13 protein-coding genes and 1 riboswitch are annotated in these 15,785 nt (G+C 40.1%); of the genes, 1 reads left to right on the top strand and 12 read right to left on the bottom strand.

Annotated elements, in window-relative coordinates; all coding sequences use genetic code 11:
- Positions 1-7: 7 nt before the first annotated feature.
- On the bottom strand, positions 8-1,078 hold the full coding sequence (locus tag E4661_RS07420) for a serine hydrolase domain-containing protein (RefSeq protein ID WP_136466196.1): 1,071 nt from the start codon (positions 1,076-1,078) through the stop codon (positions 8-10).
- Between the two features lie 129 nt (positions 1,079-1,207).
- Between E4661_RS07420 and E4661_RS07415 the strand changes: the two genes are divergently transcribed.
- Positions 1,208-2,077 (top strand): AraC family transcriptional regulator, encoded by an 870-nt coding sequence (locus E4661_RS07415; RefSeq protein ID WP_168796344.1) that lies wholly within the window; start codon positions 1,208-1,210, stop codon positions 2,075-2,077.
- A 1-nt stretch (position 2,078) separates the two neighbouring features.
- Here the strand turns inward: E4661_RS07415 and E4661_RS07410 are convergent, their stop codons facing one another.
- The 11 genes from E4661_RS07410 to cysD form a co-directional block, all read right to left on the bottom strand.
- Positions 2,079-2,831 carry a head GIN domain-containing protein gene (locus E4661_RS07410; RefSeq protein ID WP_136466194.1) on the bottom strand — a complete coding sequence of 251 codons (753 nt, stop codon included), beginning with the start codon at positions 2,829-2,831 and terminating at the stop codon, positions 2,079-2,081.
- Positions 2,828-3,928 (bottom strand): acyloxyacyl hydrolase, encoded by a 1,101-nt coding sequence (locus tag E4661_RS07405; protein ID WP_136466193.1) that lies wholly within the window; start codon positions 3,926-3,928, stop codon positions 2,828-2,830. Before E4661_RS07405 ends, E4661_RS07410 begins: the two co-directional genes overlap by 4 nt.
- Positions 3,929-4,022: 94 nt before the next feature.
- A complete protein-coding gene (gene metF / locus E4661_RS07400) occupies positions 4,023-4,976 on the bottom strand; it encodes a methylenetetrahydrofolate reductase [NAD(P)H] (protein WP_136466192.1) in 954 nt (317 codons plus the stop codon).
- Between the two features lie 47 nt (positions 4,977-5,023).
- On the bottom strand, positions 5,024-5,377 hold the full coding sequence (locus E4661_RS07395; protein ID WP_136466191.1) for a four helix bundle protein: 354 nt from the start codon (positions 5,375-5,377) through the stop codon (positions 5,024-5,026).
- Between the two features lie 11 nt (positions 5,378-5,388).
- The gene (metH, locus tag E4661_RS07390) at positions 5,389-8,097 is read right to left on the bottom strand and encodes a methionine synthase (RefSeq protein ID WP_136466190.1); all 2,709 of its coding nucleotides are present in this window, start codon (positions 8,095-8,097) and stop codon (positions 5,389-5,391) included.
- A gap of 3 nt (positions 8,098-8,100) precedes the next feature.
- Positions 8,101-9,105 (bottom strand): homocysteine S-methyltransferase family protein, encoded by a 1,005-nt coding sequence (locus E4661_RS07385; protein WP_136466189.1) that lies wholly within the window; start codon positions 9,103-9,105, stop codon positions 8,101-8,103.
- Between the two features lie 73 nt (positions 9,106-9,178).
- Positions 9,179-9,296: riboswitch (SAM riboswitch) on the bottom strand.
- 141 nt (positions 9,297-9,437) lie between these two features.
- Positions 9,438-10,499, bottom strand: coding sequence for an NAD(P)/FAD-dependent oxidoreductase (locus E4661_RS07380; protein ID WP_136466188.1), 1,062 nt, complete (start codon positions 10,497-10,499; stop codon positions 9,438-9,440).
- Positions 10,500-10,584: 85 nt separating this feature from the next.
- Positions 10,585-11,361, bottom strand: a complete 777-nt coding sequence (gene cobA, locus E4661_RS07375) for a uroporphyrinogen-III C-methyltransferase (protein WP_136466187.1) — start codon at positions 11,359-11,361, stop codon at positions 10,585-10,587.
- Complete coding sequence (locus tag E4661_RS07370) at positions 11,354-13,444, bottom strand: HEPN domain-containing protein (protein WP_136466186.1); 2,091 nt, start codon at positions 13,442-13,444, stop codon at positions 11,354-11,356. The genes cobA and E4661_RS07370 overlap by 8 nt, the downstream gene beginning before the upstream one ends.
- A gap of 75 nt (positions 13,445-13,519) precedes the next feature.
- Positions 13,520-14,767 (bottom strand): sulfate adenylyltransferase subunit 1, encoded by a 1,248-nt coding sequence (locus E4661_RS07365; protein WP_136466185.1) that lies wholly within the window; start codon positions 14,765-14,767, stop codon positions 13,520-13,522.
- Positions 14,768-14,822: 55 nt separating this feature from the next.
- The gene (gene cysD, locus E4661_RS07360) at positions 14,823-15,764 is read right to left on the bottom strand and encodes a sulfate adenylyltransferase subunit CysD (protein WP_417936351.1); all 942 of its coding nucleotides are present in this window, start codon (positions 15,762-15,764) and stop codon (positions 14,823-14,825) included.
- Positions 15,765-15,785: the final 21 nt, after the last annotated feature.

Here is a 15,785-nt window from a genome sequence, read left to right as displayed (position 1 = left end):
AGGATTCCTAATTAAATAAAATATTTATCGAATCAAGTTCATTTTGCAGCTTAGGGTCTGTACAATTCATTAAAATGGAAATCACCAATTGTTCATTCGGGTACACAAAAAAATTGGAATATGCTCCCACACTATTGCCCACATGCCCCACAAAACTCCTACCCATCGTATCTTGACTTACCTGAAAGCCCAAACCATAATAAGTTGGGTTCCCACCAACAGTTTGGGAGGTTAGAACCTCATTAAGAATTTTGGGTTCTACTATCTTCGGATTTAATATTTCACTTCCCAATTTGGCGATATCGTTACTTGTGGATAAATAGCCTCCTCCTGCCATTTTGTAATGATTATTGACGGACACTGCTTTTTTGAAGCCTGTGGCTCTTTTTGAATAAAACTCAGCTAGACCATCGATTCCAATTATCACATCCTCATCTTTACCTGGCGGAAGAGTATCATGCATGTCCAAAGGGTCTAAAATCTTTTCTCCAACATAATCTTCAAAAGGGACTCGGGCAGCTTCTTGCATGGCCAACGAGAGAAGCACAAAGTCAAAGCTGTTGTACAGATAACCCTTTCCGGGTTCAAAAACTAAGTGGTCATTTTTAAAAACATCAACGCTGTCCTTTATGGAGAAGGAATGATTTAACGCAAATTCCTTGCCCTTATATCCTCGAATCCCAGCGGTGTGTCCGGCCAGCTGCCGAAGTGTAAAATCATATTCTTTTTTAGGGTAGTAGGGTACATAATCGTAGAATGAGGCATCTAAATCTACCAACCCCTCCTCTATCATTTTAGCCAAAGTAATTCCTGTAATACATTTTGAAATGCTAGCAATTCGAAATATGGTGTTTTGAGGATCTACCGGAATCCTTTTTTCAAGATTGGCATAGCCATATCCCTTCTCAAGAGCAACCCTACCCCCTTTTAAGACGGTCACAGCCATTCCAGGAACTTTCCTTTCTGTAGTCAAATTATAAAGCATCGCATCCGCTTTAACGATTCCTTGCAATCCCTTCAATGATTTGATTCCTTCCTGAGTAAATAGATTTTTTAAATAGGCATATATTGATTTCAAGCTAGGTCTCCTTTTTTTCGAAAGTACTGAGAAATCCAAGATTTTCACTTCTTATTGCCTATCATTCAGAAAGTCCGCAAGATTGGAAAAGTTCACAGGGCCATTTCCCCATACATTTGTGACATAAATATGAATGAGGTGGCTAAAACCAAAAGCAATAGGGAAATCTATCAGCAAAAATTGAACAAGGTCGTGGAATATGTCCACAACCATCTGGATGAAAAAATCGAGATAAAGACCTTAGCAGAGCTTTCCCATTTTTCTCCATATCATTTTCATCGCATTACCAGGGCCCTATTGGGTGAACCCATTGGAGCGTATATCTCAAGAATTCGATTGGAAACCGCTGCCAAAATGATTCGATATAGCGAATTGTCTATTGAAGAAATCAGTTATCATGTGGGTTACGAAACCCCATCATCCCTAACCAAGGCATTTCGACAACATTTTGGAACCACTCCATCAAATTATAGGAAAAATAAAAAAATCAATTTTAAAACAACAGTACGAATGGAAACAACATTGAACATTAAAAAACCGAAAATCAACACCTTAGAAGACAAAGATTGCATTTACTTAACCCTTAAAGGAGCCTATGAAAAATTGGATTATCCTGCAGCTTGGACCACCTTATGGCAAGTTGTCAAGGAGCAAAAGCTCTTTACTGCGGGAATAGAACATCTTGGGCAAGCTTTTGATGACCCCAACGTTACTGAAGAAAACCAAATTCGTTATGATGCTTGCTTGGTCGTTCACAAGGAAGCCAAACCTTCAGGAAATGTGGGAACAAAAGTATTGAAAGGTGGTAAATTTGCGATTTTCCATTACCAAGGCAGTTATTCCAATCTTGGAGCCGTCTATGATTACATTTTTAATACTTGGTTGATGGAAAGTGACCACGAACTTCGTGATGAGCCTGTAAGGGAAAAATATTTGAACAATCCGGAAAAAACAGCAGAGGACAAGTTGAAGACTGAGATTTACATTCCCATTCAGTAAATCAATCCCTAAATATCAGCCGTCCATTAAAAAGCTCGTCTACTTCAACTTCTGGTGGACGGTTGATACTGATGACATCTCCCGTTCCCCGTATCACCCCAGAAATTCTCAGTTGGGGATTTACTATGATGTCGTTGGACCCCCGATGATTTATACTCACATTTTGAGACACTAGATTTTCCGTTTCTATTCGAGAGTCCCCTGCAGCCACATTAACATTCAGATTTGTTGTCGTGCCCCTAAGTTTGAAAAAAGCAATTCCATTTACTGTGATTCGAATATTTTCTGCGTTAAGGTTTAAATCAAAAGAACCGTCCGTGGTTTCAGTTTCTGGATTGACGAAACTTTCTGAAATCAGGTTCAAGTTTGGGTAATCCAAAACTCCATCACTGGAAATCAATAATCCAGTGCTGCTTCGAATTTCAGTAATGTTTGGTGAAGTAACATAAACTGTGGTCAAACCATAATCCCGGATAAAATTACAACCGTTTTCATTTCTTAAAATAAGACGATTGTCCTCTACCCTAGCCGTTACTTCATTTTGCAAAAACTCTCCTGTCTCAACTTCGACTTGCTGTTCATCGCCTTGTTTTAGAATCAAATTGATATTCTCGAATACCGTGATTGTCCCAAACTCCGAAACTTCAATGGTCCTTCGAGTCAAGTCACCGGCATTTTGGAAACAATCTGGAGTATTTTCACCATTACAGGCTGCTAAAATCACAACTAAATATGTAATTATCGCTTTTTTCATAGCCGAACTCCTATTCCAAATTCAACAGTCTCTGCCTTAGCGCCATGCGATTTTAAGGTAATGGCCCCAAAGATTTTATCTCCGAAATAACGTTTTAACCCAATTCGATTATAAACCCGACCCTCAAAGTCAAACGGATAGTAGATATAGTAGCCCAATTGGGTCACCATACTCATTTTATTAATGAACAACTCATGACCTGCAAACAACCCCACACGTTTAAAATCGGTATCTGATGCCACTTCCAATTCAGGAAATCCGATGGACTGAAATCGAATCAATTCCTTCAAAAAATTGGAAAAAAACACATCCGTCCCTAACTGAATTGCACTTTTTCTCCCCAATCTTTTATCCGCATAGGCCGAAAGTATCCAAAATCCATATCGACCCGAATTGATCACATCACTTTCATTAACCCCGGTTCTGAAAGCCAGATTATAGCGAATCGGTTCGGTGATTTTTTCTATCGGCTCAGGAACGATGAATTCGAAAGTATTCCCACCATCTAGATCATAGGTCAGTCCTACATTTAGCGCCATCGTATTGGTAGATGTATTGGGTGCCTTAAAATTAGCATTGGAATAGTGAATCAACGAAAGCCCTGCCTTCAAACCCAGTCCGGAAAACAAATTTTCTTTATGATAATTGAGCATTACCATGGTAGAACTCAAAAGATGGGTACCATAGGCATTGTTCCTAAAGTTGTTGTTCTTATCATAAGGGTTTGTGTTATAGGCCACCCCTTGCCCCACTCGAAACTGCAAATTCCGTTTAAAAAAATAAAAATTGTAATGAGCGTACAATCCAAAGTTCTCACCCAATGTAGAGTTGTTCATGTTCTGGTAAATGAACGAAAAACCTGTATCTGGGTATCCATACAATGATTCCCATTCTTCGTTTCCGAACCTTTTACGATTAAATCCAAGAATAAAACCTCCCGGGTGATTGGCTATTAAATGGGAAATATCCGTGTTATGTAAAAGTATGGAGCCATAAAATTGACTGGCATCCAACACGTACTTTTTAGGGATTTCTTTTTGTTGGGAAAATCCATGTAAGCTGTTTAATAACACACATAAATAAAGTAGGCGCTTCATGAGGCGCAAAAATAGACATATTTGACTGAAGGGTGAAAGGTGCTAGGTATTCAATATTTTTCTAACCTCGGTTGAAACCCTACCATCAAGTATCTTAAAAAACTTCCTTGGCAATCGCTTTGATATTATCTGATTTTCCCATCGAGTAATAATGCAGCACAGGCACACCTGCATCTTTAAGTTCTTTGGACTGTTGAATACACCATTCCACCCCTACTTGTCTGACTTCCTTATTGTTTTTACAAGACTCAACGGCTTCAATCAAATCTTCAGGAATATCCACTCGAAAAACTTGAGGCAACAATTGTAGGTGTCTTTTAACCGCAATGGGTTTTATTCCCGGGATTATGGGCACGTTAATACCCATTTTTCGAGCTTCATCTACAAACTCAAAGTATTTTTTATTATTAAAAAACATTTGGGTTACCACATAATCAGCACCCAGATCCACTTTATGCTTCAACCGTTTTAAATCGGATTTCAAAGAAGGGGCTTCCATGTGTTTTTCTGGATATCCGGCCACACCTACGCAGAAATTGGCACAATTGTCAGTTTCAATGACCTCATGTAGATAGTTGCCTTTGTTCAAATCGCTAATTTGCTTCACCAAATCTGAGGCATATAGGTGTCCGCCGCTGGTTGGGGCAAAATACTTTTCCTCTTTCATGGCATCTCCACGCAAGGCCATTACATTGTCAATTCCGAGGTAATGACAGTCTACCAACAAATACTCGGTCTCTTCTTTTGTAAAACCTCCACACAACACATGGGGAACCGTATCTACATTATATTTATGTGTGATGGACGCACAGATACCCAAAGTACCGGGTCGCATTCTGGTCAATTTTTTGTCCAAAAGTCCATCCCTGTCAATATAGACATACTCCTCTCTAGAGGTAGTAACATCTATAAACGGAGGTTTAAACTCCATTAATGGATCTATATTGTTATAGAGTTCCTGTATACTCTTTCCTTTTACAGGTGGTATAATCTCAAAGCTAAAAAGTGTTTCTCCTTTGGCTTTTTTTATGTGGTCGGTTACTTTCATCCTATTGGGTTGTTCGTTGTTTGTTGATAGTTAGTGGCAATACTTTATTATTTTGATGAATAATAGTTGATAAAGCCATTCAATAATTTTTTACAGGTTTTAATTTGTTTTAAAAGAGAATTGAAATCAGTATCGGCCAGATAGTCCTGATCTAAGGATAAGTACAGTTGAGTTTCCAATTCATATAGTGAACCTCTAGCTATATGTAAAAACTGAATCGTGTCGGCAGAAGTTCTTCGTCCACATCCTTCTGCTATATTTGAAGGAATAGAAATACTACTCCTTCTCATTTGACTTATTAATCCATAAACTTCATCTTTTGGAAAAGATTTGGTTTGTTTATAAACCAACTTGACTAGTTTTCGAGATTCTTTCCAAATATCTAAATCGGTGTATTCCATGAAACCATCAACTAACTTCCGTCAACTATGTTGGGAGCTAGCCATTTCTGTGCTTTCTCCAATTCAATTTCTTTTCTGTTGGCAAAATCAGCTACTTGATCTTGCTTAATTTTTCCAAGTCCAAAATATTTGGCCTGTGGATGTCCAAAATAGTATCCACTTACACTGGCAGCAGGCCACATGGCTAAACCATCAGTCAGTTTCACCCCAATTTTTTCCTCTACACCCAGTATTTCCCAAATGGTAAGTTTTTCCAAGTGATCCGGACATGCCGGATAGCCCGGTGCAGGTCTTATTCCTTGATATTTCTCAGCAATCAATTCATTATTGGTAAAACTCTCTTTGCACGTATACCCCCAATGGTTTGTACGCACATCTTTGTGAAGGTATTCAGCAAAAGCTTCTGCCAAACGGTCTGCCAAGGCCTTCACCATAATAGCGGAATAGTCATCTAACTTCTCTTCATATTTCTTGGCCAGTTCTTGTGTTCCAAATCCCGTTGTCACACAAAAACAACCCATATAATCTTGAATTCCCGAAGATTTTGGAGCTATAAAATCCGCTAATGCAATGTTTGGAACTCCTGCTCTTTTCTTTAATTGTTGACGGAGGGTTCTGAAAATCGTTTTCTCTCCTTCATTCGAAATAACTTCGATATCATCATCATTTTCTGAATTGGCTGGAAACAATCCAAAAATAGCCTTCGCTGTCAATTGTTTTTCCTCCAAAATCTTTTTCAACATCTTTTGGGCATCCTCAAAAAGTTCGGTGGCCTGTTTCCCCACCACATCATCCTTAAGGATGTCTGGATATTTTCCATGTAAATCCCAGCTTCTAAAAAATGGAGTCCAGTCAATGAAATTTGTTAGTTTTTTTAAATCGAAATCCTTCCAAACTTGAATTCCGGTTTCCTTGGGCTTCACAATGTCCGCAGAATTCCATTCAATTTGCAACTTGTTATTTCTAGCTCCTTCCAAGGTCAGATATTCTTTTTGCTTGGTCCGATTCAAGAATTTATCCCTGAAACTTTCATAATCCAACTTTATGGACTTTTTGTACCTGTCGGAGGTCTCTTTTTGCAACAAATCGCCAACAACGGTCACTGCACGCGAAGCATCATTTACATGTACCACCGACTGACTATATTGCGGGTCAATCTTTACTGCAGTATGGGCTTTGCTAGTAGTAGCTCCACCTATCAATAGTGGCACTGTAAATTGTTGACGTTCCATTTCTTTAGCCAAAAAGACCATTTCATCCAGTGAAGGAGTGATCAAACCGCTAAGGCCAATAATGTCAACCCGTTCTTCTTTGGCCTTATTGATTATTTTCTCTGGCGGTACCATTACCCCCATATCCACAATTTCGTAATTGTTACAGGCCAACACCACACTTACGATATTCTTCCCGATATCATGGACATCTCCTTTGACGGTTGCCATCAATATTTTTCCAGCTGCTTGTGTTTCGGAGTCTTTAGATTCTTCAATATAAGGTGTGAGGTACGCCACAGCCTTTTTCATCACCCGGGCTGATTTTACCACCTGAGGTAAAAACATTTTCCCACTTCCAAACAAGTCGCCAACCACATTCATCCCGGTCATCAAATTACCTTCGATAACTTCAAGGGGTTTTGAAGCCTGTTGACGGGCTTCTTCCACATCTTCAACGATGTACTGGTCTATTCCTTTGACCAAGGCACGGGTTATCCTGTCCTGTAAAGGTTCTTCCCGCCACGATAAATCGACTTTGCTTTCTTTTGCCTTCCCGACAACTGTTTCAGCGAATTCCAACAACCTTTCTGTAGCATCATCCCGTCTATTGAGAATCACATCTTCTACATGCTCCAACAAATCTTTGGGAATGTCATCATATACTTCCAGCAAAGCTGGATTAACGATTCCCATGTTCATTCCTGCCTCAATGGCATAATACAGGAACACCGAATGCATGGCCTCTCTCACGGGATTGTTTCCTCTAAATGAGAATGAAACATTGCTGACACCACCACTAACGCTGCAATGCGGAAGATTTTGTCTAACCCAACGTGTGCCTTCAATAAAATCAATGGCATTGCGCTTGTGTTCTTCCATTCCAGTGGCCACGGGAAAGATATTCAGGTCAAAAATGATATCCTCCGGCGCAAATTTGACCTCATCTACCAAAATTCGGTAAGAGCGTTCAGCGATTTCAATCCGTCTTTCATAGGTATCTGCTTGTCCAACTTCATCAAAAGCCATTACTATTACCGCAGCACCATAGCGCTTAATCAATTTGGCTTGCTGGACAAATTGCTCTTTTCCTTCTTTTAGACTAATAGAATTGACCACGCATTTTCCTTGAACCACTTGAAGTCCAGCTTCAATGATTTCCCATTTTGAGCTATCAATCATAATGGGAACTCTTGCAATGTCGGGTTCAGAGACAATCAAGTTTAAGAACCTTACCATGGCCTCCTTGCCATCGATAAGGCCATCGTCCATGTTGATGTCAATAATTTGCGCCCCTCCTTCTACCTGATGTCGGGCTACATCCAAAGCTTCATCATATTTCTCCTCTTTGATCAAGCGAAGAAACTTTTTGGACCCGGCCACATTGGTGCGTTCCCCTACATTGGTGAAATTACTTTCTGGGGTAATCACCAAAGGCTCAAGGCCCGATAAACGTAAAGGACGTTTGTGGTTGTTCGTTGTTTGTTGTTCGCTGTTTGTTGCTCCCATAAACTAAAAACTATCAACCGTCAACTTACGTGGAGCGTAATCTTTAACCAAATCCGCTATAGCTTTAATATGATCTGGAGTAGTTCCGCAACACCCACCAACAATATTCACCAATCCTTTTTCTACATACTCTTTGATTTGCGAAGCCATTTCTTCCGGTGATTCATCATATTCCCCAAAAGCATTTGGCAAACCAGCATTGGGATGTGCCGAGACACCATAACTCGTTTTGGCCGATACGACTTCCAAATGTGGAACCAACTGTTTTGCGCCCAAAGCACAATTGAATCCTACTGAAATAATCGGAATATGTGAGATGGAAATCAAAAAAGCTTCTGCAGTCTGACCAGAAAGGGTTCTACCTGAAGCATCGGTAATCGTACCGCTCACCATTATGGGCACTTCAATATTTCTTTCATCCTTTACCTCTTCGATGGCAAACAAAGCAGCCTTTGCGTTTAGGGTGTCAAAAATCGTTTCCACTAAAAGGATGTCAGAGCCCCCATCCAAAAGTGCTTCTACTTGTTCTTTATACGATTCTCTTAGTTCATCAAATGAAACCGCTCGAAATCCAGGATCATTCACGTCAGGAGACATACTGGCCGTTTTATTGGTTGGGCCTATACTCCCAGCTACAAATCGAGGTTTATGCGGTTCTTTTTCTGTGAACTCCGTTGCTACCTCCTTGGCTATTCGTGCAGATTCGTAATTGAGTTCATATACCAAATCCTCCATATGGTAATCCGCCATTGCGATGGTAGTCCCGGAAAATGTATTGGTCTCTACAATATCTGCCCCTGCGGTAAAATATTTTCTATGAACTTCAGCAATGGCTTCAGGCTGAGTCAAAGACAATAAATCGTTATTTCCCTTTAAAGGATGTTTCCAATCCTTAAAACGGTCACCTCTAAAATCTTCTTCTTCGAATTTATAGCGTTGCAGCATGGTGCCCATGGCTCCATCCAACACTAAAATCCGTTCTTGTAATATTTCTTCAATACTTTTCATAACTCAATTCCCCTTAATTAGGGTTATAAATGGTATCAAGAAAAATGTAAGAAATACGTTAGAAAAGTATCCTATGTTATCCTTCCCGAACCGAATCTCCGATTAAGGTAGAATTTAGCACCTTCTTTATATGGATTAAAGGGTTGCTAAGGCTTCTAAGGGTCCAATCCCTCCACCTTTCTTGATAACAACTTCAATTTTTAAATGAACTGAGGACAAAATAACCACACTTTATAATCAAAAGCAACTTAAATGGCCCTTTTTTTAAGTTAAAACCTTCCAAAGTTGGAACAATGGAAGGTTTGACTAACTCAAATAACCTAAAAAAACTTTTAGACTATACTTTGCACCACTTCTTTTTTGGCCTCTTTTTTGGAACCGTCGAATCCGGTTACACCACCAACTGTGGTATATTTCATTACAAATCTCTTATCAGGATTGATGATCTGGTAGGCATATTGACACATTACAGCTGCCTCATGGAACCCTGATAGAATCAGTTTTAATTTTCCTTCGTAGGTATTTACATCACCAATGGCAAAAACACCTGGTATATTGGTCTGATAATCCTTTGAATTGTTGACCTTGATGGCATTTTTCTCAATCTCCAAGCCCCAACTTCCAATAGGACCCAATTTTGGGGAAAGTCCAAAAAGTGGAATAAAATTGTCCGTTTCCACATAAGTTTCTCCTTTAGCCTCATCATTGTGTTTAATGACCACAGCTTTTAACTCATCTTCCCCGTGCAATTCTTTAACCTCTGCTTCAGTATAGAGTTGAATTTTGCCCAACTTGGCCAATTCGGATGCTTTTTCAACTGAATCCAGGGCACCCCTAAATTCATTTCTTCGGTGTACCAAAGCTACTTCAGAAGCAACATCTGCCAAATAAATTGCCCAATCCAAAGCTGAATCACCGCCTCCTGCGATAACTACCTTTTTGTCGCGATATACTTCTGGGTCTTTGATGATATAAGCCACTCCTTTGTCCTCAAAATCTCCAATGTTGGAAATTAAAGGCTTTCTAGGTTCAAATGAACCCAATCCACCCGCTATTACCACAACCGGAGCATGGTGCTTGGTCCCTTTGTTCGTAGTGACAATAAAGGAACCATCCTCTTGTTTTTCCAAAGTATCGGCTCTCTCACCTAAGGTGAACCCAGGCTCAAAAGGTTTAATCTGTTCCATGAGTTTATCCACCAAATCACCGGCCAAAATCTCAGGATAGGCAGGAATATCATAAATCGGCTTCTTTGGATAAATCTCCGAGCATTGGCCCCCGGGCTGTGGAAGCGCATCAATCAAATGCGTTTTTAGCTTTAACAATCCCGCTTCAAAGACTGTGAACAATCCTGTCGGTCCTGCTCCAATTATTAGTATATCTGTTTTGATCATAATCTTACTTTAAAGGTCTCGGCCTGTTCCTTCGACAACACTTCGACAAGCTCAGTGTGACAATGATGACAGTCCGAACTGATATTTATACTTTTTCAAACAATTTTATTCCCGCTTCAATCGAGTTCTTTTGAATCTCCTTTATTTTTTGTCTATGTCTTACGACTTCTCCTATTATTATTATGGCTGGATTCGACAACTTTTGCTCATTGACCTTCTCCACTATCGTAGAGACTGTGCCAATTCCAATTTTTTCATTATCTCTTGTACCATTTTGAATGATAGCAACTGGTATATCCGATTTACCTTCCTTCGCAAAGAGCTCCGTAATCTCTCCTAACTTTGACATTCCCATCAAAATCACGACGGTTGCATTGGACTTGGCGGCCAAAGCAACATCCGTGGACAGCTTATGCTCTTTGGTAGTACCTGTAATTACCCAAAAACTCTCCGAAGCGCCTCTTTTGGTCACAGGAATATGTTGGGATGCCGGTACAGCCACTGAAGATGAAATCCCCGGGACGACCTCAACATCCAAGCCATACAACGCTGCGTATTCCATTTCCTCAGCTCCCCGTCCAAAAACGAAAGGGTCACCTCCCTTTAATCGAACTACATTTTTATTCAGATTAGCACGTTGTACAATCAATTCGTTGATTTGATCTTGCTGATAAGCATAGCATCCTTTGCGTTTGCCCACAAAAATATGTTCTGCATTTGGAGCATATTCCAAAAGCTCAGTGTCTACAAGGGCATCGTACAACACAACATCCGCGCGTTGCAAAGCTTTGATTCCCTTTAGGGTAATCAAATCCACATCACCGGGGCCAGCCCCTACCACTGTCAACTTTCCGTTATACATGCGCTAATTCCAATTTTCTAAAGTCTTCCAACACTTCCAAAACTTGTTTAGCGTCTTCCAAATAGGATTGCGCAAACTCCTGTGTAGGTTTGTTTTTATTTAATTGAAGTGCTATGTCTTCAAAGCTTATTGCTAAGTCAATCTTACCAGTATCAACATACAATTTGTCAAAATCTTTAATGATTCCGGCGTGGGTGTTAACCTTAACCTTTTCAGAGGTTAAAAGCGCTTTGGCAGAGTTTACGATGGACTGATATGCATAGTAAATGCTTGCGGCCCATTTTTCTTCAGCTAAGGCTTCTTCCGCCTTTTCAATCTTTTCCTGACTTTCAAAGAAAAGTGTAGCTACCAAATCCACTATCACCCCGGCACATTCACCGATACCAATTTCTTTCTTGTATTTCTCTTCCGTACCCCAATCGATGAAATCATCTTGGGTCAGGTTTTCAATATCTGTAAGTGGTTTTAGGAACTCATAAAAATATTGCTCTCCTTTTTCCCAGTAATAATCAGCAAAGGAAGCCCCATTCCCGTTTGCATTAAAATCATCCAGAATCAATCTGAGGGCCTGGGGGCCTCTCTTACTTGGGATTTTTACCACCTTGTCGGCAAATCTACCTTTACCGTTTCCAAAGTTTCCACCACCCAACAACACCTGAAGTGCTGGAGCCACCAATTTATCCTTGGTGCGAATGGACATTCCTTGAAATCCGATATTTGCCATATTATGTTGTCCGCATGCATTCATGCAGCCACTTATTTTGATAACCACGTCGGGGTTGCTGATGTACTGCGGATATTCAGCTTTTATAACACGCTCCAATTCCTCAGCAATTCCTGTACTACTGGAAATACCCAAATTACAGGTATCAGTACCGGGACAAGCGGTGATATCCAAAGCTTTATTATACCCAGCTTCCACGAAGTTTAATTTTTTCAATTCCGAATAGAAAAATGGAACCAATTCTTCTTTTACATAAGGAATCAGAATATTTTGGCGGAGGGATAAACGAATTTCGCCAGCAGCATAATCTTGGACCAATTTGGCTAATTCCCTTGCCTTATCTGTATAAAAATCTCCCAGTAACACCTTGATTCCGATAGCTACGAAGCCTTTTTGTTTCTGTGGAACAAGGTTAGTGGATTTCCATTTTTCGAATTCCTCAGTTTCTTCAATTTGAAGCGAAGGAACTTCGACATTAGCTACCACAGGTTTTGGATAGCTTTCAAAATCAATAGGGTAAGATCGAATTGGGATCGCCAATTGCTCTTGTTCCAACAATTCTTTAAAACCGTCCAAGCCTATATCCTTCAATAAGAATTTCATACGGGCTTTGGCGCGACTCTTACGTTCCCCGTATCTATCAAAAACACGGATTACACCCTCCATTAAGGGAACAATTTTATCGGTTGGCAAGAAGCTATAAAGCTCATCCGCATGACGAGGTTGTGAACCCAATCCACCGGCCAACATTACTTTAAAACCTCTTTCCCCATTTTTAACCTTGGCAATAAAGCCTAGGTCATGCATATAGGAAAGTCCAGTATCAGCATCACTGGATGAGAAAGAAACCTTGAACTTTCTACCCATCTCCTGTCCAATAGGATTTCTTAGGAAATATTGAAAAACAGCATGGGCGTACGGAGAAACATCAAAAGGTTCATCAACATCAATTCCAGCAGTTTCACTTGCGGTTACGTTACGGACTGTATTTCCACAGGCTTCGCGAAGGGTAACATCATCCCGTTCCAACTCCGCCCAAAGTTCAGGTGTACGGTCAAGGTCTACATAATGAATCTGGATATCTTGACGCGTGGTAATGTGCAATCTTCCTCTGGAGTATTCGTCGGAAACATCACAAATGCGAAGCAACTGCTTAGAGGTTACTTTACCATAAGGTAATTTGATTCGAACCATTTGAACTCCTTGTTGACGTTGCCCATAAACTCCACGGGCCAGACGTAGACTCCTGAATTTTTCTTCGTCCAATTCGCCTCCTTTAAACTGGCGAATCTTTCTTTCCAATTCAATAATGTCTTTTTCAACTACAGGGTTCTCTATTTCTGTTCTAAAGCTTCTCATTTTTCTATTTTTCCTATCTGGTTAATAGGTTTTATTCAAAACTATGTCATTCAACTTGGCGTTGGTTGGTCGCATTTAGTTTATGAAACCAACACCTGCCGTTGTATTTGTTCTACTGTCGATAATTATAAAGGAACCGTTTGTACGATGGTCTTTGAACCGATCGTAAAAAATAGGTTTATTCAATTTCAATCTTACTTTGGCAATGTCATTCATTTGTAAGGTTGAAACGTTCTCTTCAATCCCGGAATAATCGGGATTAATCTTATGTTCTATGGCCTCCACTTTGGCCAATACTTTGTTCACTCCGTGCTGTACCAAATACTTTCCGCCAGTGACAAGATTGTCGGAATCCATCCAAGAAACCGTTGCGGTAAGTTGTTTATCTATAGTGGGTAAATCCCCCGCTTTGACCAACATATCTCCCCTACTCACATTGACTTCGTCCTCTAATGTAATGGTAACAGATGACCTTCTAGGAGCAGTCTCATATTCTTGATCATAGAAATAAATGTTCTTGATTCGACTTCGAGTCATCGAAGGCAATACCACAACCTCATCCCCTACATTCAGTTCGCCACCATACACTTTTCCAGCGAATCCACGGAAATCATGAAATTCCTCGGTTTTGGGTCGAACCACATATTGAACCGGAAATCTTGGTGTTCCCACGTTAGATACAGCGGCCAAATCCAAACTTTCCAAGTGTTCCAATATGGTTTCTCCACCGTACCATGGGGTATTGTTGGATTTCTTTACAACGTTATCTCCTTTTAATGCACTAATTGGAACAAAAGTGATTTTTTGATCTGCGTAATCACGCTTGCTCATCAATTGCTCAAAATCAGCTTTAATGGCATTGTATTTTTCTTCAGAATACTCGACCAGATCCATTTTGTTGACGGCTACGATCACTTCTTTGACCCGCAACAGGTTATTGATAAAAAAGTGTCTATTTGTTTGTTCAATCACTCCCTTTCTAGCATCAATCAGAATGATTGCGGCTTGGGATGTAGACGCTCCCGTCACCATATTTCTGGTATACTCTACGTGCCCAGGAGTATCAGCTATAATATAACTTTTGTTAGGTGTAGAAAAGTAAATGTGAGCCACATCAATAGTGATTCCTTGTTCTCTTTCTGCCACCAAACCATCAGTTGCCAAAGAAAAATCGAGATAATCGTACCCTTTTTGTTTACTGGTACGCTCAATGGCCTCCAATTTATCGTCTGTCAATGACTTGGTATCATACAACAGTCGTCCAATCAAGGTACTTTTTCCGTCATCCACACTACCTGCCGTTGCTATTTTTAGTACTTCCAATGTTTCTTATTTTGTTCTTTTTGGATTCCCGCCTTCGCGGGAATGACAAATTGATTTAGAAATATCCTTGTTGTTTACGTTTTTCCATTGCTGCTTCAGAACGCTTATCGTCGATTCGTGCACCACGTTCTGAAATTTTTGATTCCCTGATTTCAGCCACTACTTTCTCAATAGTATCAGCATATGAGGCTACGGCTGCGGTACAGCTCATATCTCCTACGGTTCTAAAACGAACCATTCGTTCCTCAACAACTTCGTCATCAGCACGGAAAACTACTTCATCCTCCGCGGACCAAATCAAGCCATCTCTTAAGAAAGTATTTCGTTTGTGTGCAAAATAGATGGATGGAATCTCAATATTTTCTTTTTCAATATAGCTCCAAACGTCAAGTTCTGTCCAGTTACTGATTGGAAAAACTCGAACATTTTGTCCCATTTCAATCTCCCCGTTCAACATATCGAACAACTCTGGGCGCTGGTTTTTTTCGTCCCATTGACCAAAATCGTCACGAACAGAAAAAATGCGCTCCTTGGCGCGAGCTTTTTCTTCATCTCTTCGAGCACCTCCAATACAAGCATCAAACTTGAATTCTTCAATAGCATCCAACAAAGTAGTGGTCTGTAACATGTTTCTACTGGCATATTTTCCAGTTTCCTCAACTACTTTACCTTGATCTATGGAATCTTGGACATTTCTTACAATAAGCTCAACACCTAATTCCTCAACTAGTTTATCTCTGAACTCAATAGTTTCGGGAAAATTATGGCCTGTATCAATGTGCATCAAAGGGAATGGTATTTTTGCTGGCCAAAACGCTTTTTGGGCCAATCTTACCAGGGTAATGGAATCCTTTCCTCCTGAAAACAACAATACGGGTTTTTCAAACTGCGCGGCAACCTCTCTTATAATATAAATGGCCTCATGCTCTAGTGCATTAGCCTTTGGTCTTTTTTCCAAATCCAATAATTCTGGTTTTTGTATTTCTTCTAAAAGTATGCTCAAAGTTCTGTTTTATAT

This window comes from Flagellimonas onchidii (genome assembly GCF_004804315.1).
In the GTDB taxonomy this organism is placed as follows: domain Bacteria; phylum Bacteroidota; class Bacteroidia; order Flavobacteriales; family Flavobacteriaceae; genus Flagellimonas; species Flagellimonas onchidii.
This window is presented reverse-complemented; position numbering and strand designations above follow the sequence as displayed.